Below are 19,462 nucleotides of genomic sequence, written 5' to 3' on the forward strand. Positions count from 1 at the left end.
TCTGGGGGTGGATCAGCGGTTCTCGGGGGTCCAGGTCACGGGCAGGCTGTTGATGCCGTTGATGAAGTTGGCGACCTGGAAGTGGGGTTCGGCGGCGGTGATGTCGGGGATACGGGTGTACACCTCGGTCAGCAGCGAGCGCAGCATGGTGCGGGCCAGCGCCGCTCCGAGGCAGAAGTGCGGCCCGCCACCACCGAAAGCCAAGTGAGGGTTGGACTTGCGAGTGATGTCGAAGGTGAACGGATCCTCGAACACGTCCTCGTCGCGGTTGGCGGAGCTGTACCACAGCACCACCTTGTCGCCGGCCTTGATCTCCGAGCCACGCACGGTGACGTCCCGGGTCGCGGTGCGCCGCATGTGAATCAGCGGGGAGGCCCACCGCAGGGCCTCCTCGACCGCGCCGTCGACCCGGCCTTCGACGTCGGCGACCAGCAGGTCGCGCTGCTCGGGGAACTGCGAGAACGCATAGATCGCCTGTGCCGAGGCATGTCTGGTGGTGTCATTGGCGGCCACGGCGAGCAGCACGAAGAACGCCTTGAGTTCGTCGTCGGTCATCTTCTCGCCGTCGAACTCGGCCTGCACCATCCACGACAGCAGGTCGTCACCCGGGTTGGCGCGCCGCTCCGGGGCGAGCGTCGCCACCGTCTGGTGCAGGTCCATCACCGCCCCGGCGAACAGTTCCAGCGCGGTTCGGTCCCCGCGCACCTCGGGGTCGGTCCAGCCCAGCGTGCGCTGGGCGGCAGCGATGGTCCTGTCGTGCACCTCACCGGGCGGCAGGCCGAAGAAGCTGCCGAAGATACGGCCCGGCAGCTGCACCGACACCAACTCGACGAAATCGCCTTCGCCGAGGGCGGACATCTCGCTGATCAGGTCGCGTGCGTGGCCCTGAATCCAGTCCTGCAGCCGACGCATATTGCGGGGCTTGAACGCATCGAGGGTGATGCCCCGCAACTGGGTGTGCCGCGGGGCGTCCATGGCGATGAAGGACTGCGACATCAGCAGGATCTCCTGCGGGAAGTCCTCCATGGTGATGCCCTGCGCCGAGGAGAAGATTTCGGGATGCCGGCTGGCGTAGCGGATGTCCTCGTGCTTGGTCAGCGACCAGAAGCCCTTGAGGTTCTGTTCCGGTGGCAGCAGGTCGGAGTCGGCGGGCCTACTCCAGGCCACCGGGTTCTCCCGGCGGAGCACCGCGAACGCCTCGTCGCGCGCCGCGGGCGTTTTGGCCCAGAACTCGCGCGCGGCGAGGTCGATGTCGCCGTGCGTGGTAGGGGGGAAGACGGTGGTCATGGGGTGTCCTTCCGGTGCCGAGGCCGCCGCCGTGTGTCGCAGATCACGCGGCGGATCGGAGCCAGTCTTGGTCACCGTGACGAGAAAATGACCCGGCGTGCGGGCCAACCTGCGGCCCGCGCGGGCCACCCTGCCGAGCCCGCGGGTCAGGCCACCGGGACGGTGAATGACGCGGTCAGACCACCCTCGTCGCGCGCGGAGAACTGCAGCGTGCCGCCGAGGGCGTCGATGATCTGCTGCACGATCCATAACCCCAGGCCCGCGGTGCCGCGCCGGTCGGACAGGCTGACGAACTTGCCGGTCAACTCCCCGAGGGCGGATTCCGGCACCCCCGGGCCACGGTCGAGGACGTCGACTCTCAGGGCGTTCTCGTCGCGTTCGCACACCACGTCGATGGGCCGGTCCCGGCCGTGCCGCGCGGCGTTCTCCAGCAGGTTGGTCAACACCCGGCGCAGCCCCTGGGCGTCGACCTGCACCGCGGACACGTCACCGACGGTGCGCACCCGCAGCCGTTGCGGAGCCAGTGAGACGGCGTGACCGGCCTCGGCGACCAGGGCGGCCACGTCGACGCGGCGCACCCGGCCCGACGAGAACGCGGGCCGGCGGCTCAGATTCACGTCCGACAGCGCGTCGAGCATGTCGGACAGGTGCCGCGCGTGCCGGCCGGCCAGACCGATGGCGGCGTCGCGGTCGGCCTCGGACATCGGGGTGGTGTCGGTGAGCGCACCGGCCAGCGCGTCGAGTGAGGCGACGGGCGTACGGAATTCGTGCAGCAGAACCTGCAGGCCCTCCTGCTGTGCCTCGTAGGACCGCAGCAGTCGGGCGCGCAGGTCGCGCTCCTCCTCGGCGGCGGCGTGCTCGGCCTGGGCCTCGACCAGAGCGTCGACGCGCGACCGGTGTTCGCGTTCGATCAGCACCGCCAACCCGCCGGACAGCACCGCGATGAACACCATGTACAGCGCCCACCACACCCCCTGTGCCGGTGCCGCCAACGTGGTGTCGGCCTCCGGGGTCCACAGCACGACGCCCAGATATCCCAAGCCCAAAAACACTGCCAGGAATAGACATTCGGTGAACGTCAGGCGGGCGGCAGAGGCGATGACGGCCAGCGCCAGTACCGCGACGACGGGACTGTTGGCACCACCGGTCAGCCCGATCAGGGTCAAGGTGAATATCGCGTCCACTACCGCCACCAGCCACGCGAAGCGCGTGCGGCGCACCTCGAAGCGTGGCTGCATCATCAAGGCGGCCGCGTACAGCAGGGCCCCGCCGAGTGCGAGCGTGAGCGGTAGGGGATGCCGGCGCATATCGTCCGGGCCGACGACGGCCAACACGATGATGGACAGCACCACCGCGACCCGCACCGCCACCACGACGCGCGCCAGGCCGTAGTTGTCGCCGGTGGGCACCACGAGCGACCGGAGTCGGCGCAACCTGCTCACGGGGCCGACCTTAGACACCGGAGGACGCCATGTCGTGGATATCGCCGACGGCCGCCGGGGCGGGCACTACCATCCGGCGGGTGATATCTGGGCCCGGCCGCACACCCCTCGTCGTGGTGATCGTCGACGATCACGAACTGTTCGCCGAGGGCCTGGAACTGCTGTTCGCCCGCGACTGGGCCGAGCAGTTCGTCATCGGCGGCCGCACCACCTTCGTCGAGGAGGCCGCCGACCTGGCGACGTCGCGCGACGCCGACCTGGCCATCGTCGACCTGTCCATGCCGCCGCTGGGTGGGGTGGCCGCAATCCGGCACATCAAGGCGCGCCATCCTCGAACCCGGGTGCTGGCGTTGTCGGGGACGGGGGACATGCAGTTGGCGGAGGAGGCGCTGCGGGCAGGGGCGGACGGATTCCTGCCGAAGACGCTGCGACCCGAGGCGCTGGTGGGGCCGCTGACCTCCATCGCGGCGGGGCTACGGGTGGTGGATCCCGCCCTGCTCGACGCACTGTTGTCCGGTACGCGTAAACCGTCGGGCGACGTGCTGACCTCGTTGACGCCGGCCGAGCTCAAACTGTGGGCGCTGTTGTCGACCGGCATGGAGACCGCCGACATCGCCGCGCGCATGGTGGTGTCGGAACGCACTGCCAAGCGCATGGTGGCCTCGCTGTTGAACAAGCTGGGGGTCAGCAACCGAATCGCCGCCGCCGCGTTGGCCGGTCGCAGCGGAATACTCGACGACTGAGCGCCGTCAGGTGACGCGCAGGGCCTGTGCGGGGCACATCGCCGCGGCCCGCACGACGGCGTCGTGAGCGCTGTGTGGCGGATCCGGGTCCAGCACGACGACGTGTTCGGAGTCGTCGGGCAGGTCGAAGACATCGGGTGCTGCCAGCAGACACTGACCGTGTCCGTCACACAGGTCGTAATCGACGGTGATCTTCATGGCTGTGAGTATGGAACCACCCCGCATCGGGCGGTCCGGACTGTGCGCGCCAAAGATGGCCTGTGAGTGCCAAACTGGGCCGCCTCGCGTCCTCCGCGAGCGCCCCCTGGGGCTCTCGCGAGCGCCTCACTCTGTACGCGACACGCCGCGGTTCTGTGTACAAACACGGGCGCTCGCCGGAAAAGGGCTTCAGCCCCAGGCGTGCACGACGTTCTGCGCCGGTTCGATGCCCTTCTCGATCAGCAGCTCGGTCGCGTCGGCGGCCAGTTCGCAGATCGTCGGAACCTCTTTGCGCTCGGCGGCATTGAACTGCTCCAGGACGAACGCCGCGCCGGACTTCTGCCCGGGCGGTCGGCCGATACCGACCCGGACGCGGGCAAAGTCGTTGCTGCTCAACGCCGAAGCGACGGAGCGCAGGCCGTTGTGGCCGGCCACGCCGCCGCCGGCCTTGAGCCTGATGCGACCGAAGTCGATGTCCAGCTCGTCATGGATGACGATCACGTCGGCCGGCGCGACGGAGTAGAACTTCGCCAGCGGACCGACCTGGCGCCCGGACTCATTCATGTAGACCCGGGGCTTGGCCAGCACAACCGCCCGGCCGCCGACGCTGCCGGTGGCCACCTCGGCGCCGGAGCGCTTGTGCACTTTGAACGTTTCGCGCATGCGGTCGGCGAGGATGTCGACGACCATGAACCCGAGGTTGTGTCGGGTCTTGGCGTAGTTCGGTCCGGGATTGCCCAGGCCGACCACCAACAGGGGCTCGGCCATGTTGTCGGACAACCCTTCGTCGGATTACTCGGACTCGGACTCGGCGGCAGCCTCGGCCGGCTCCTCGGCGGGAGCTGCGGCCGCGCCCTCTTCGCCGGCGCCCTCAGCCTCGAGATCCTCGGCGGTGGGAGCGACGACGACGTTGACCACGAGCAGTTCGGGGTCCGAGGTCAGCGTGACGCCCGAGGGCAGTTCGATGTCGGCCGCGGTGATCTGGGTGCCGGCCTCGAGGCCCTCCACCGACAGCGTCAGGTGCTCGGGGATCGACAGGGCCTCGGCCTCGATCTCGATGGTGTTGGCGTCCTGGGTCACCAAGGTGCCCGGGGCGGCGTCGCCCTCGACGGTGACGGTGACCTCGACGGTGACCTTCTCACCGCGGCGGACGACCAGCAGGTCGGCGTGCTGGATGTTGCGGCGGATCGGGTGGATCTCGAGCGCCTTGGTCAGCGCCAGCTGCTCTTTGCCCTCGATGTCGAGCACGAGGACGGCGTTGGTGCCGGCGTGGCGCAGGACCGCGGCGAAGTCACGGGCCGGCAGCAGCAGGTGCTGGGGATCGGTGCCGTGTCCGTAGAGCACCGCGGGCACCTGGCCGTCGCGGCGGGCCTGGCGCGAGGCGCCCTTGCCGGTCTTGGTGCGCACGGTGGCGACGAGATTGTTGGTGGTGGCGGCGGCCTTAGCCATGGTGTTGCTCCTTGTGAAACCGTGTCGAGGATGTGGAGCACGGCAGGAGCAGACAAAACCGCATCGGATGCGGGTCCCCGTCGATAACGGTGGTCAAGCCACCCTCGCCGTGACGCCCGGCAAGGTTAACGCATCGGCGGGTCAGAGCGGAAATTGTGTCCCTGTGAGCTGGGCGGACAGCTCCCAGAGCCCCTCGGCCTTGGCGGTGCTGCGGGCCAGCGGGCTGCGGAACGTCGGACCCGTCGGCCCCTGCTGGCCGAAACGCGGACCGATCACCGTGTCGCCGGGGACATCCTGCGAGGCCGCGAACAGTGTCTGCCGCGCCCCGAAGTCGGCGTCGGTGGCGAAGAGGCGGTTGCCGATCGCCATGAATCGCGAACTGAACGCCCCCGTCGAGTGCGTCTGCAGGTTGGTCGCCGAATAGCCGGGGTGCGCCGCGACCGCCCGCACCGCCGACCCCACGCCGTCGAGGCGGCGCTGCAGTGCGCTGGTGAACAGCAGGTTGGCCAGCTTGGACTGCCCGTAGGCGCCCCACGCCGAGTAGGGCCGGGTCTTCCAGTTCAAGTCCTTGAGGTTGACCCGGCCGAACAGGTGCATCATCGACGACACCGTGACCACGCGGTCGCCGATCCTGGGCAGCAGCAGGTTGGTCAGCGCGAAATGCCCGAGGTGGTTGGTGCCGATCTGGCTTTCGAAGCCGTCCCTGGTCAGCGCGAACGGCACGGCCATCACGCCGGCGTTGTTGATCAGCACGTCCACGTCCTCGACGCCGTCGGCGAACTCCCGCACCGAGGCCAGGTCCTGCAGGTCGAGCCTGCGCACCTCCACCTCGCCGGGCATGCCCGCAGCGGCGGCCGCGCCCTTCTCGGTGTTGCGCACCGCGAGGATCACCGATGCCCCGACACGGGCCAACTCGCGCGCGGTGACCTCGCCGAGGCCGCTGTTGGCACCCGTGACGATGACGGTGCGCCCGGCGAATGAGGGCAGGTCAGCAGCAGTCCAGGTGGCCATGGTGCCACCCTAACGGGGCGCAGAATCCCCCGCGAGCAGACACAAACTCGCACGATCCGCCCCCGATCCGTGCGAGTTTGTGTCTGCTCGCGGTCAAGAAAGGGGCTCGCGGTCAAGAAAGGGAGCTCGCGGTCAAGTAAGGGTCACCCTGAAGCCGCCGATGATCGCCTCGATGGCCTCGGAGTCGGCGACGGCCTGATCGGCCAGGCTCGTCACGGTCAGCTGCACCAGGTAGCGCTGGAAATCCGGCGCGGGGGTGACGGGGATGACGATGCGGCTGTAGGTGTGCAGCCTGCGGTCGTTCGGACCGGTGTAGCTGCCCTCGATCATCGCCGACGGGAACCCGTCGAAATCGTCGAAGGACTCGCCCAGTTTCTTGAATCCCGGCGACAGCATGGCGTCGGCGTTGGCCTGGCGGATCGCGGCCGGGACGTCGAAGCCGCCGTGCAGTCGGAACACCAGCACCTGTGCGGTCGGGTAGGCGCCGTTCTTCGCGATGGCCTCGGTCTGCGGGAGCAGGTTCTCATTGCGATACGGCTGCCACCCGGGCGGCCGCACCAGCGTGACCTTGATGTCGGTCAGCTCGGCGGGGGCGACGGGCACGCCCCGCACCCCCCGGCCCTCCAGGTACTGCGAGAACGGCACGACGGGAGGTGGTGTCGTCGGCACGGCCGACGTGGTGGCCGAGGTCGACCAGATGGACTGATAGTCCGGAGCCGGCGCACCGCACCCGACGAGCGCCGCCGAGGCGACGGCGAGTGCCAGGGCCGGCCGCCAGATCACAGAATCTCGTGCACCGCGTCGATCGGTCGGGCCAGTCGGGTGCCCTTGTCGGTCACGACGAAGGGCCGCTCGATCAGGATGGGGTGCTCGGCCATGGCATCGAGCAGTTCGTCATCGCTGGCGTCGTCCAAGTTCAACTCCGCATACAGCGACTCGCGCCTGCGCACGGCTTTGCGGACCTCGATCCCGGCGTCGGCGATCATCGCGGCCAACTCGGCGCGCGAGGGCGGGGTCTTGAGGTACTGCACGACGGTCGGCTCGATGCCGTTCTCGCGCAGCAGGTCCAGCGTCTTGCGGGACGTGCTGCACTTCGGGTTGTGGAAGATCGTCGCGTCGGTCATCGGCGCTTAGGCGGATCCGTCGAAAAGCCCAGTCACGGAGCCGTTTTCGAAGACGGCGCGGATGGTGCTGGCCAGCAGCGGCGCGATCGAGAGCACGGTCAGCGTCGGGAACTGCTTGTCCTCGGTGATCGGCAGGGTGTTGGTCACGATCACCTCGCGGGCCCCGCACTCGGCCAGGCGCTGCGCCGCCGGGTCGGACAGCACACCGTGGGTGGCGGCGATGATCACGTCGGCCGCGCCGTCCTCCTTGAGCAGCTTGACCGCTCCGGCGATGGTGCCGCCGGTGTCGATCATGTCGTCGGTCAGGATGCAGGTCTTGCCCTTGACCTCGCCGACGACACGGTTGGACTTGACCTGATTCGGCACCAGCGGGTCGCGGGTCTTGTGGATGAACGCCAGCGGAACCCCGCCGAGGGCGTCGGCCCACTTCTCCGCCACGCGCACGCGGCCCGAGTCGGGCGAGACGACCACCATGTCGTGGTCGGCGTAGTTCTCCGCGATGTATCCGCACAGCAGCGACTGCCCGCGCATGTGGTCGACGGGGCCGTCGAAGAAGCCCTGGATCTGGTCGGTGTGCAGGTCGACCGAGACGATGCGGTCGGCGCCCGCGGTCTTGAGCAGGTCGGCGACCAGGCGCGCCGAGATGGGCTCGCGACCGCGATGCTTCTTGTCCTGGCGCGCATACGGGTAGAACGGCAGGATCGCGGTGATCCGCTTGGCGCTGCCGCGCTTGAGCGCGTCGATCATGATGAGCTGCTCCATGAGCCACTGATTCAGCGGCGCGGGATGGCTCTGCAGGACGAAGGCGTCGCAGCCACGCACCGATTCATCGAACCGGACGAAGATCTCGCCATTGGCGAAGTCGCGGGCGGTCTGCGCGGTGACGTGCACGTCGAGCTCTTTGGCCACCTGCTCGGCGAGTTCGGGGTGCGCACGACCCGAGAACAACATCAGATTCTTGCGGTTGTCGGTCCAGTCGTGACTCACTGCTGCGCTGCCCTTGCGGTCGGGGATCGGTACGGGGCAATGGTACGTATGTTCACGCGCGCAGCGTTAACTGCTCGCCAGATTGGCCGCAGGAGCTCAGCCCTGCTCGGCCTCCAGGGCGCGGCGCGCAGCCTCGGCGGCGGCGCTGCCGGGGCGTTTGCGCTCGACCCAGCCCTCGACGGTGCGCTGTGCGTTCTCGGACACAGCCAGCGCGCCGGGCGGCACATCTTCGCGCAGCACGGTGCCCGCTCCGGTGTAGGCGCCGTCGCCGACCCGCACGGGTGCCACGAACATCGTGTCCGAGCCCGTGCGCACGTGGGAGCCGATCGTCGTCCGGCGTTTGGTCTCGCCGTCGTAGTTGACGAAGACGCTCGAGGCGCCGATGTTGCTGTGCTCGCCGATGTCGGCGTCCCCGACGTAGGTCAGGTGCGGCACCTTCGTGCCCTCGCCGATGGTGGAGTTCTTGACCTCGACGAAGGCGCCGAGCTTGCCGTCCGCACCGAGGTGGGTGCCCGGCCGCAGGTAGGCGAACGGACCCACCGTCGCGCCGGCGCCGATCGTCGACTGCCCGCCGTGCGTGCGCACCACCGAGGCACCGTCACCGACCGTGACGTCGGCCAGCGTGGTGTCCGGGCCGATCACGCAGTGGCTGCCGATCGTGGTCGAGCCGAGCAGTTGGGTGCCCGGCATGATCTGGGTGTCCCGCCCGACCGTCACGTCGACGTCGACCCATGTGGTGGCGGGGTCGACGACCGTCACACCCGAGCGCTGCAGTCGCGCCACCAGGCGGCGGTTCAGTTCGGCGCCCAACGCCGACAGCTGCACGCGGTCGTTGACGCCGGCCACCAGCACGTGGTCATCGATGTGCTTGGCGTGCACGATCTGCCCGGCCCCGCGGACGATCGAGATGACGTCGGTCAGGTACAGCTCGTGCTGGGCGTTGTCGGAGGACAACTGGTCCAGCGCACTGCGCAACGCGGCGATGTCGAACGCGTACACACCGGCGTTGACCTCGCGGATCGCACGCTGTTGCGGCGTGGCGTCGGCCTCCTCGACGATCGCGATGACTTCGCCGTCCTGCGTGCGCAGGATGCGGCCGTACCCCGTCGAATCGGCCAATGTCGTGGTCAGCACCGTGACCGCGGCCGGTTCGGCGGTGTGCGTGTCGGTCAGGGCGGCCAGCGTCTCGGCGTCCAGCAGCGGGATGTCGCCCGAGGTGACCACGACGGTGCCGGCGAAGTCGGCGGGCAGGGCCGACAGCCCGCACAGCACCGCATGGCCCGTGCCCAGCTGCTGGTCCTGGATGGCGATGTCGATCCGGCGGCCAAGCGTGCCCGCCAGGTCGGTCACGACGGGGGCGATGCGTTCGCGCTCGTTGCCCAGCACCACCACGAAGTGGTCCGGCGCGACTTTGGCGACGGCGTGCAGGGCATGCGAGAGCATGCTGCGTCCGGCCAGCGTGTGCAGCACCTTGGGAGTGTCTGAGCGCATCCGGGTGCCCGCACCCGCCGCCAGCACCACCACTGCGGACCCGCGGTGTGTCGTCATGGCCCCTCTTTCCTCACAGCCTTCGGCGCTCGGCGCCGCCCCCAGCGTGTCATTGTGCTCGCCTGCGTCGCAAAACTGGTGCAGCTTGAGCGGGGGCCTTCGCCAGGGCCGCATGAGGGCCGGGGCGGGGATGTGCGCGTTCCGTCGCCAGGACTCGAACCTGAACTATCTGAACCAAAATCAGAGGTGCTGCCGATTACACCACGACGGACTGAGGCGCCCACGGAGTCTATCGGGTGTCGATAGGGTTGGAGACCGTGGGAGCGCCCGAGAAACCCGAGAAGGATGCGCGCGCGCCGAGAGCGCGCATGACCGGCAGCGAGCGTCGTCGCCAACTCATCGACATCGCCCGCTCGCTGTTCGCCGAACGCGGTTACGACGCGACCTCGATCGAGGAGATCGCGCTCCGGGCCAACGTCTCCAAACCCGTCGTCTACGAGCACTTCGGCGGCAAGGAGGGGCTGTATGCGGTGGTGGTCGACCGTGAGATGTCGGCATTGCTGGACGGCATCACGGCGTCGCTGACCAACAACCGGTCCCGGGTGCGCATCGAACGCGTCGCGCTGGCGCTGCTGACCTACGTCGAGGAGCGCACCGACGGATTCCGGATCATGATCCGCGACTCACCGGCGTCGATCAGTTCGGGCACCTACTCCAGCCTGCTCAACGATGCCGTCAGCCAGGTCAGCTCGATCTTGGCCGGCGACTTCTCGCGGCGCGGCCTGGACCCAGACCTGGCGCCGTTGTACGCCCAGGCGCTGGTCGGATCGGTCTCGATGACCGCGCAGTGGTGGCTGGATGCCCGCGAGCCCAAGAAGGAGGTGGTGGCCGCGCACCTGGTCAACCTGGTGTGGAACGGCCTGACCCATCTCGAGGCGGACCCGCACCTGCAGGGTGAGGGACGCGCCGACTCAGCCGAGGGACGCGCCGGCGCAGCGGAGTGACGCCGCGGCCCGGCCGCCGAGACTGCATATCGGGCGGAGTTTCGGGCAAACCCACCACCGTGGCGGCGGTTTCGGACGACGGAACGTGAGCGAGGTCACGACACGGCCCGCCCTAGAATGGAGCGCATCATGACCGCACCGGGGCCGCAGTATGTCCAGACCCCGACAGCGGGTCTCATCGAGGCGGCGCTGACCGCGCCGACCTTCGCCGAACTCATCGAACGCAGTGCCGACAAACCGGCCGAGCTGAATCTCGTCGGGCCGTCGGCGGCGCGGGTCTTCGTGGCCTCGGCGCTGGCGCGCCATCAGCCGTTGCTGGTGGTCACGGCCACCGGGCGCGAGGCCGAGGACCTGACGGGCGAACTCAAGGGCGTGTTCGGCGACTCGGCCGCGCTGTTCCCGTCCTGGGAGACGCTGCCCCACGAACGACTGTCCCCGGGGGTCGAGACCGTCGGCGCTCGGCTGATGCTGCTGCACCGGCTGGCGCACCCCGACGACGCCGAACTGGGTCCGCCCCTGCGCGTGGTCGTCACGACCGTGCGTTCGCTGCTGCAGCCCATGGCCCCGGGCCTGGCCACCGCCGAGCACGCCGCGCCGGTGCGCCTGGCGGTCGGCGCCGAGATCGGATTCGACGACACCATCGCCCGCCTGGTCGAACTGGCCTACACCCGCGTCGACATGGTCGGCAAGCGCGGCGAATTCGCGGTCCGCGGCGGCATCCTCGACGTCTTCGCGCCCACCTCGGAACATCCCGTGCGCGTGGAGTTCTGGGGCGACGAGGTGTCCGAGATGCGGATGTTCTCGGTCGCCGACCAGCGCTCCATCACCGAGATCCCGGTCCACAGCCTGGTCGCGGTGCCGTGCCGCGAGCTCCTGCTCACCGAGGACGTGCGGCAGCGCGCCGCGCAGTTGGCGGAGTCGAGCCCACTGACCGACAACACCGTCGCGGGCAGCGTCGGCGACATGCTGGCCAAGCTGTCCGAGGGCATCCCCGTCGACGGTATGGAGGCCCTGCTGCCGGTGCTGCGCCCGGACGACCCGGCGCTGCTGGTCGACCAGCTGGCCGAGGGCACCCCGGTGCTGGTGTGCGACCCGGAGAAGGTGCGCACCCGCGCGGCCGACCTGATCAAGACGGGCCGGGAGTTCCTCGAGGCGTCCTGGTCGGTGGCCGCGATCGGCGGCGACGCACCCGTGGACGTCGAGCGGTTGGGCGGATCCGGATTCCGGGAACTCGACGAGGTGCGGGCCGCGGCGAAGGCCAACGGCACGCCGTGGTGGACCCTGAGTCAACTGCCCGACGAGTCGGCCATCGAACTCGACGTGCGGCCGTCGCCGTCGGCGCGAAGCCAGCAGAGCCTCGACGAGATCTTCGCGATGCTGCGCGCGCACGCGGCCACCGGCGGACGCGCGGCCGTCGTGACGCCCGGCACCGGCACCGCGCACCGCGTGGTCGAGCAGCTGGGTGAATCCGACGTCGCCGCAACCATTCTCGACCCGGGCGAGCAGCCCAAGCCGGGCGTTGTCGGGGTGCTGAAGGGTCAGCTGCACGACGGCCTGGTGATCCCCGGCGCCGAACTGGTGGTCATCACCGAGACCGACCTGACCGGCAACCGGGTCACCGCCACCGAGGGCAGGCGCCTGGCGGCCAAGCGCCGCAACACCGTCGACCCGTTGGCCCTGACCGCCGGCGACCTCGTCGTCCACGACCAGCACGGCATCGGCAAGTTCGTCGAGATGACCGAACGCACGGTCGGGGGAGCGCGTCGCGAATACCTGGTGCTGGAGTACGCGTCGAGCAAGCGCGGCGGCGGCACCGACAAGCTGTACGTCCCGATGGACTCGCTGGATCAGCTGTCCCGCTACGTCGGCGGCCAGGCGCCCACCCTGAGCCGGCTCGGCGGCAGTGACTGGACCAACACGAAGACCAAGGCGCGCAAGGCCGTTCGTGAGATCGCGACCGAACTCGTGGCGCTCTACGCCAAGCGCCAGGCCGCGCCCGGGCACGCGTTCGGACCCGACACCCCGTGGCAGGCCGAGATGGAGGACGCCTTCGGATTCACCGAGACCGTCGACCAGATGACCGCGATCGCCGAGGTCAAGGCCGACATGGAGAAGCCCGTCCCGATGGACCGCGTGATCTGCGGCGACGTCGGCTACGGCAAGACCGAGATCGCGGTCCGCGCGGCGTTCAAGGCCGTCCAGGACGGCAAGCAGGTTGCGGTGCTGGTGCCCACGACGCTGCTGGCGGATCAGCACCTGCAGACCTTCACCGCGCGCATGGCCGGCTTCCCCGTCACCGTCAAGGGACTCTCGCGGTTCACCGACCCGACCGAGTCCAAGGCCGTCATCGAAGGTCTGGCCGACGGTTCCGTCGACGTCGTGATCGGCACCCACCGCCTGCTGCAGACCGGGGTGCGGTGGAAGGACCTGGGCCTGGTGATCGTCGACGAGGAGCAGCGCTTCGGTGTCGAGCACAAGGAGCACATCAAGAGCCTGCGCAGCCACGTCGACGTGCTGACCATGAGCGCCACCCCGATCCCGCGCACGCTCGAGATGAGCCTGGCCGGGATCAGGGAGATGTCGACGATCCTGACCCCGCCCGAGGAACGCCACCCCGTGCTGACCTACGTCGGGCCGTACGACGAGAAGCAGGTCGCCGCGGCCCTGCGCCGCGAACTGCTGCGCGACGGGCAGGCGTTCTTCATCCACAACCGGGTCAGTTCGATCGACTCCGCCGCCGCCCGGGTGCGGCAGATGGTGCCCGAGGCCCGCGTCGTCGTGGCGCACGGTCAGATGCCCGAGGAACTGCTGGAGAAGACCGTCGAAGGTTTCTGGAACCGCGAGTTCGACATCCTGGTCTGCACGACGATCGTCGAGACCGGCCTGGACATCTCCAACGCCAACACCCTCATCGTGGAGCGCGCCGACACCTTCGGTCTGTCGCAGCTGCACCAGTTGCGGGGCCGCGTGGGCCGCAGCCGGGAGCGCGGATACGCCTACTTCCTGTATCCGCCCGAGGTGCCGCTCACCGAGACGGCCTATGACCGCCTGGCCACGATTGCGCAGAACAACGACCTGGGCGCGGGCATGGCCGTGGCGATGAAGGACCTGGAGATCCGCGGCGCGGGCAACGTCCTGGGCGTCGAGCAGTCCGGGCACGTCGCCGGCGTCGGGTTCGACCTGTACGTGCGGCTCGTCGGTGAGGCCGTGGAGGCCTATCGTGCGGCCGCCGACGGCGAAACCGTCACGGGCCCAACCGAACCCAAAGAGGTGCGGATCGATCTGCCGATCGATGCGAACCTGCCGCCCGACTACATCGGCAGCGACAGGCTGCGTCTGGAGGGCTACCGCAGGCTGGCGGCAGCCGCCGACGACGCCGCGGTGCTCGGTGTCGTCGAGGAACTCGTCGACCGCTACGGACCGCTGCCCGAGCCCGCGCAGCGTCTTGTCGCGGTGGCCCGGCTTCGTCTGTTGTGCCGCCAGTACGGGATCACCGAACTGTCGGCCACCGGGTCGGCGGGGCAGCCGTCGACACTGCGGATGTCCCCGCTGACCCTGCCCGACTCGGGCCAGCTGAGGCTCGCCCGCATGTACCCGGGCGCGACCTACCGCGCCACCACGGCCACCATTCAGGTTCCGATCCCGCGCGCGGGCAGCGGAATCGGGGCGCCCCGCATCCGCGACCTCGAGTTGGCTCAGATGGTGGCCGACCTGTTGCTGGCGCTCGACGGCAGACCCAAGGGTGAGGTCGACCTGTCGGCGCTGCCCGCCCTCGTCGCCCCGCAGGCCTAGGCCGCTTCGGCCCCAATGGAGTAGTCCCTCGAGTGGTCACCGGCAAAGTGGGGTAGTTGGGCCCCACCTCGGTGGGCCGTCACTGATGCCAGCGTCTCTGCAAACACGTGTGCATCTGGTGACGACTGAGGAGTTGGGGCTCATGGCTGGTAAGTGCGCAACGTCGGCGCAGCGTCGGGCGCGCAGGTCACGGCGGTCGGCGGGCCACCCCGTCATTCGCTGGTTGCAGGCCGGTGCGGTCGCCGCCGGACTCGGGGTCGCCTTCACCACGGGACAGGGCGTCGCGCACGCGGAGGAGTCGTCGTCGACTGCCTCATCTGAGGCCCCGTCGTCGTCCGCGCCGTCGGCCTCGCCCGGGTCCGCGGCGTCCTCGTCCGGTGAGCAGCGCCGGCGGGTGGGGCCGCGAGTTCGCGGTTCGCAGGGATCCGTCTCGGCGGGGGCCGCGGAGTCGTCTGCGCCCGATGGCCGGCGCGCGGGCCAGTGGGGCAGGAAGCGGGACCTCGCCGACAGGGTCGGTGCGGTGGGCCGGGACGAGTCCGGGACCGCGCCGACAGCCGGGGAGCCGACATCCGGCGTTGCCGAAACCGACGGCGCGACCACCGAGGTCAACACGGTCCCGTCCGCAGATCCCGCCGAGCGGGTCGTGTCGGAGGCGGCCAAGACGTTGGCCGACGCCGACGTCCCGGTTCTGGATTGGGTGCTGGACACGGTGCTGGGCCGGCCCGGTGCGGGAGCGGCTGCAGACCGTCCGGGTGCGCACACTCGCGCCAGGGCGCGTCAGGCCGCCGCCGTTGAGGGCTGGCGGCCGCTGGCAACCGTGCCGCGCACCTCGGCGCCGGCCACCGACGGTCAGCGAAAGACGCTGGCGGCGTTGCGATCCGGTGAGGCGCTCGGCGCGGCGCGGCCGAACCGGCCTGATGTGGTCGTGACGCAGATCGTGACGTCGCCGTCGGAGCCGGTGTCCGCCGTGAGTTCGGCGGAGGTGCCGGCCCCCAGCGTTCGGTCGGTGGTCGAACATCTGCTGAGCGCGATCGGGATCGACACGGCGGGGTACGGGGGCCGCTCGTCGACGGACACACCGCTGGATTGGGTGGTGCTGGGGTTCGCGCGGCGTCAGGTCGGCAACCGGGAGGTGACCGAGGCGTTCGCCCTTCGCGGGGATCGGGGCACCACCCGCATCGCGCTGACCGACAGCGTCGGCGACCTTTCGAACCAGTCGGATCTGCTCGACGCCTGGGCCGTGGCGGTGACACCGCGGCGCCCGATGATCGGGCCCGGCGGCTGGCTGATCGGCAATGGTCTGGATGCTCCGGATGACTGCGTGGGCACCGCCTGCAACGGCGGCAACGGCGGTTGGCTGATCGGCAATGGCGGCAACGGTGCCAACGGTGGCGCGGGCGGAAACGCGGGCCTGATCGGCAACGGTGGTCTCGGTGGGTCGGCGACCATAGCGGGGCAGAACGGTGGTGCCGGTGGCCGGGGTGGACTGCTGTTCGGCCGTGGTGGTGACGGTGGTGCCGCAGGCGCGGGCGGCGTCGGCGGTGCCGGCGGCGACGCGGGCCTGATCGGTCGGGGCGGTCTGGGTGGGTCGGCGACCGTGGCGGGGCAGAACGGTGGTGCCGGTGGCCGGGGTGGGTTGCTGCTCGGGCGAGGCGGTGACGGCGGCGATGCCGGAGTCGGCGGCACCGGAGGTGCGGGCGGCCGCGGCGGCCTGATCCTCGGTGTCGGCGGTGCGGGCGGCGACGGCGGAGCAGCTGCCGACAGCGGCGGCACCGGTGGCGCCGGTGGTGCGGGCGGCGCGGGCGCGCTGCTGATCGGCTGGGGCGGAGCCGGTGGCACCGGCGGTGCGGGCGGGATGGGGCTGGACGGCGCCGATGGCGCACCCAGCGCCGATGGCGCGGCCGGGGAGTCCGGCGGTGCCGGTGGCGTCGGCGGCCTGGGTGGCGCCGGTGGTGCGGGGGGTCGCGGTGGTTGGCTGCTCGGATTCGGTGGCGCCGGAGGGGCTGGTGGTGTCGGCGGTGTCGGTGGCGCCGGCGGTGTCGGCGCTGCGGGCGGCCGCGGAACCTTCTCCGGTGGCGGCAGCGGTGCCGGTGGAGCCGGCGGTTCGGGTGGCACGGGTGGCACCGGCGGTTCAGGTGGTGCCGGAGGTGCCGGCGGCGGCGGCGGTATTCTCGGCAGTGTCGGGAGACTGGGCGTCGGTGGAGACGGCGGTGCCGGCGGAGCAGCCGGCATGGCCGGCGACGGCGGTGCCGGTGCCCACGGTTACGAATCGCCCGTCGTCGGTGCAGGCGTCGACGGTGGGGCCGGCGGTGCGGGCGGCAACCCCGGGCAGGTCGGTCTCGGCGGTGCCGGCGGTGCCGGTTCGGTCGTCGGCCAGAGCGGCGTTTCGGGCGCGGCGGTGACCAGTGGCGGCAACGGCGGCCGCGGCGGTGACGGCGGCAACGCCAGCACTCTGGCGGTGTTCCGGACGCCCGGCAGTGCCGGCGGCGCCGGCGGCCGGGGCGGTGACGGCGGACTCGTTGGTGACGGCGGTGACGGCGGCAACGGCGGCAACGGTTCGGCGGGCTCACTCGGCATCCTCATTCCGGGCGGAACCACCGATGAATTCGGCAACGGCGTGACCGGAGTCGCGGGCCCCGACGGCGGCCGTGGTGGGCACGGTGGCGCAGGCGGAAACGGCGGAGCGCTTGCCGGTGACGCGGGCAACGGTGGCACCGGTGGCGCGGGCGGAGACGGCGCCGGTGGCGGTGCCGGAGGAAACGGGGCCGCCGGCATGGTGCAGGCCAGTGGCGCAGGCGGCGACGGTGGTTTGGGCGGCCAGGGTGGCGACGGCGGTGACGGAGCCGCCGGCGGTGACGGCGGACTCGGCGGCATCGCCCTGGCCGGCGGCAACTGGCAGGACGGCGTGCAGGGTGCGGGCGGTGCGGGCGGCAAGGGTGGCCAAGCGGGTGCCGGCGGCCACGGCGGTGCCGGCGCGCATGCCCAGGCGGGTTCAGGAGCCGACGGTGGCGACGGCGGTCAGGGCGGCGATCCCGGTGCCACGGGTCAGGGCGGTGCCGGTGGGTCCGGATCCACCCAGGGCGCTGACGGCGCCGACGGCGCGAACGCCACCAACGGCGGCAATGGCGGCAACGGCGGCAACGGTGCCGGCGGGACCGCACCGGGCGCCGCCGGGGGAGATGGCGGAGACGGCGGCGCGGGCGGCCTGCTCGGCAACGGCGGCCACGGTGGCGCGGGTGGTGACGGCGCCAACGGCGGTGATGGTGCCAACGGCGGCAACGACGCCAACGGCAACGGCTTGGACGGCACCGACGGCCAGGCGGGCGGCGCCGGCGGCGACGGCGGTGCCGGTGGCAGCGGCGGTGCGTTGGCCGGCTCCGGTGGCGACGGCGGCAACAGCGGCAACGGTGGCAACGGTGGTCATGGCGGTTCCGGGGGAACGGGCGCCTCGGCGACTGTGGCCGGCGGCGATGGGAGCGACGGGGGTGACGGCGGCAGTGGCGGAGCCGGTGGAGCCAGCGGAACGGCTGGTCTCGGCGGCGTCGCGCAGGCCGTCGGCTGGGCCAACGGCACTGTCGGCGCCGGTGGCAACGGTGGCAACGGCGGCCACGGCGGTGCGGCCGGCGCCGGCGGGCGCGGTGGCGACGGTGCCGACGGCATTGACCGAGGACCCGGACTCGAATCGCCGGCGACGGCGGGCGGTGACGGCGGTGACGGCGGCAACGCCGGCGCGGGTGGTACGGGCGGTGTCGGCGGTGCCGGTGCCGTGACCGGAAGTGCCGGCCAAGTTGGGCAGGGTGCCGCCGGTGGCGACGGCGGTCACGGCGGTGCCGGCGGTGACGGCGGCAACGGTTACGCCGGCCAGCCGGGCGCCCAGGGCGGAGCGGGTGGCAACGGCGGTCAGTCCTCCGGCGGGGTCGACGGCGGAAACGGCGGTCGCGGCGGCGACGGCGGCGACGGCGGGGAGGTCAACGTCGGCGGCGTGGGCGGCGCGGGCGGTGCCGGCGGCAACCGCGGAAACGGCGGTGACGGCGGCGACGGTGGCGCGGGTGGAACCTGGGGCACACCGGGTGGTGACGGTGGTGCCGGCGGTGCCGGCGGATCGCTCTTCGGAGACGGCGGTGACGGTGGGCGCGGTGGTGACGGTGGCAACGGCGCCGACGGCATCAGCGCGATCGGCAGCGGACCCGGAGGTGCCGGCTTCACCGGCGGCGCTGGCGGCAAGGGCGGCGCCGGCGGCAACGCCACCGCCTGGAACAGCAGCGCCGGCAATGGCGGTGCGGGCGGCAATGGGGGCGACGGCGGGAGAGGCGCCGACGGCGGCAACGCCACCACCAGCGGCGGCAGCGGTGGCAACGGCGGCAAGGGCGGCACCGCCGGCGCAGGCGGCCTCGGCGGGGCAGCCGGCACGGGTGGCTTCACGAACGGTGTCACTGGAGCAACCGGAGTCAGTGGCAACGGCGGTGCCGGCGGCAACGGTGGCCACGGCCAAGCCGGCGACGAGGGTGACGCCGGCGGCGACGGTGGTGACGGCGGTCAGGGCGGCTCCGGCACGCTGGGCGGCGACGGTGGCCGAGGCGGCAACGGCGGCTCGGGTGCCGACTGGGGCGGCCCACTCGGAGAACACTCCACGCCGGGTGGCGATGGAGGCCGGGGCGGCGACGGTGGTTATGGCGCCGTCAAGGGCGGTGACGGCGGAGCCGGTGGGAACGGTGGCGGTGGCGGTGACGGCGGAAACGGCGGACCTTTCGGTGATGACGGCGGCGCGCCCGGTGGAGCGGGTGGCAGGGGTGGTGACGGCGGACCGTACGGCAACTTGATCGGCGGGGGCCAGCCGGGCGCGGTCGGCACCGCTGGAGGAGACCCGGTCGCTCCTAACGGAGGAGCCGGCGGTACCGGCGGCGCCGGCGGTCAGGGCGCCCCGTGGTTCTGACAGC

General features: G+C 71.2%; 14 protein-coding genes and 1 tRNA gene. 4 read left to right on the forward strand and 11 right to left on the reverse strand.

From position 1 onward, the window contains the following. Nucleotides 1–12: 12 nt before the first annotated feature. Both A5727_RS08280 and A5727_RS08285 read right to left on the reverse strand, forming a co-directional pair. Entirely contained in the window at nt 13–1,287 is a 1,275-nt protein-coding gene (locus tag A5727_RS08280; protein WP_068247852.1) for a cytochrome P450, read from the reverse strand. Between the two features lie 146 nt (nt 1,288–1,433). After that, nucleotides 1,434–2,729, reverse strand: a complete 1,296-nt coding sequence (locus tag A5727_RS08285) for a sensor histidine kinase (protein WP_068247475.1) — start codon at nt 2,727–2,729, stop codon at nt 1,434–1,436. 116 nt (nt 2,730–2,845) lie between these two features. On the opposite strand from A5727_RS08285, the gene A5727_RS08290 reads away from it, so the two are divergent. After that, on the forward strand, nt 2,846–3,472 hold the full coding sequence (locus A5727_RS08290) for a response regulator (protein WP_068247855.1): 627 nt from the start codon (nt 2,846–2,848) through the stop codon (nt 3,470–3,472). Between the two features lie 6 nt (nt 3,473–3,478). On the opposite strand, the gene A5727_RS08295 is transcribed toward A5727_RS08290, so the two are convergent. The 9 genes from A5727_RS08295 to A5727_RS08335 all read right to left on the reverse strand — a co-directional run bounded on the left by A5727_RS08295 (nt 3,479) and on the right by A5727_RS08335 (nt 10,000). Next, nucleotides 3,479–3,670, reverse strand: a complete 192-nt coding sequence (locus tag A5727_RS08295; protein WP_068247479.1) for a ferredoxin — start codon at nt 3,668–3,670, stop codon at nt 3,479–3,481. A 189-nt stretch (nt 3,671–3,859) separates the two neighbouring features. Next, a complete protein-coding gene (gene pth, locus A5727_RS08300) occupies nt 3,860–4,438 on the reverse strand; it encodes an aminoacyl-tRNA hydrolase (RefSeq protein ID WP_068247482.1) in 579 nt (192 codons plus the stop codon). Nucleotides 4,439–4,462: 24 nt separating this feature from the next. Continuing rightward, complete coding sequence (locus A5727_RS08305) at nt 4,463–5,119, reverse strand: 50S ribosomal protein L25/general stress protein Ctc (protein ID WP_068247484.1); 657 nt, start codon at nt 5,117–5,119, stop codon at nt 4,463–4,465. Nucleotides 5,120–5,260: 141 nt separating this feature from the next. Next, nucleotides 5,261–6,130: an oxidoreductase gene (locus tag A5727_RS08310; protein WP_068247493.1), complete on the reverse strand. Its 870-nt coding sequence runs from the start codon at nt 6,128–6,130 to the stop codon at nt 5,261–5,263. A 132-nt stretch (nt 6,131–6,262) separates the two neighbouring features. Next, nucleotides 6,263–6,913 (reverse strand): LpqN/LpqT family lipoprotein, encoded by a 651-nt coding sequence (locus A5727_RS08315; protein WP_502687663.1) that lies wholly within the window; start codon nt 6,911–6,913, stop codon nt 6,263–6,265. Then, entirely contained in the window at nt 6,910–7,254 is a 345-nt protein-coding gene (gene arsC, locus A5727_RS08320) for an arsenate reductase (glutaredoxin) (protein WP_068247494.1), read from the reverse strand. Before arsC ends, A5727_RS08315 begins: the two co-directional genes overlap by 4 nt. A gap of 6 nt (nt 7,255–7,260) precedes the next feature. Then, on the reverse strand, nt 7,261–8,241 hold the full coding sequence (locus A5727_RS08325) for a ribose-phosphate diphosphokinase (RefSeq protein ID WP_068247497.1): 981 nt from the start codon (nt 8,239–8,241) through the stop codon (nt 7,261–7,263). Nucleotides 8,242–8,337: 96 nt separating this feature from the next. Then, nucleotides 8,338–9,789: a bifunctional UDP-N-acetylglucosamine diphosphorylase/glucosamine-1-phosphate N-acetyltransferase GlmU gene (gene glmU, locus A5727_RS08330; RefSeq protein WP_068247500.1), complete on the reverse strand. Its 1,452-nt coding sequence runs from the start codon at nt 9,787–9,789 to the stop codon at nt 8,338–8,340. Nucleotides 9,790–9,928: 139 nt separating this feature from the next. Beyond that, a tRNA-Gln gene (locus A5727_RS08335) sits at nt 9,929–10,000 on the reverse strand. Between the two features lie 97 nt (nt 10,001–10,097). On the opposite strand from A5727_RS08335, the gene A5727_RS08340 reads away from it, so the two are divergent. The 3 genes from A5727_RS08340 to A5727_RS27810 all read left to right on the forward strand — a co-directional run bounded on the left by A5727_RS08340 (nt 10,098) and on the right by A5727_RS27810 (nt 19,458). Then, complete coding sequence (locus A5727_RS08340; protein ID WP_068247503.1) at nt 10,098–10,733, forward strand: TetR/AcrR family transcriptional regulator; 636 nt, start codon at nt 10,098–10,100, stop codon at nt 10,731–10,733. A gap of 129 nt (nt 10,734–10,862) precedes the next feature. After that, nucleotides 10,863–14,525, forward strand: coding sequence for a transcription-repair coupling factor (gene mfd / locus A5727_RS08345; protein ID WP_068247862.1), 3,663 nt, complete (start codon nt 10,863–10,865; stop codon nt 14,523–14,525). Between the two features lie 142 nt (nt 14,526–14,667). Beyond that, nucleotides 14,668–19,458, forward strand: a complete 4,791-nt coding sequence (locus A5727_RS27810; protein ID WP_197507616.1) for a hypothetical protein — start codon at nt 14,668–14,670, stop codon at nt 19,456–19,458. The last annotated feature ends 4 nt before the right edge of the window (nt 19,459–19,462 follow it).

This window comes from Mycobacterium sp. ACS4331 (assembly GCF_001667265.1).
Lineage (GTDB): Bacteria > Actinomycetota > Actinomycetes > Mycobacteriales > Mycobacteriaceae > Mycobacterium.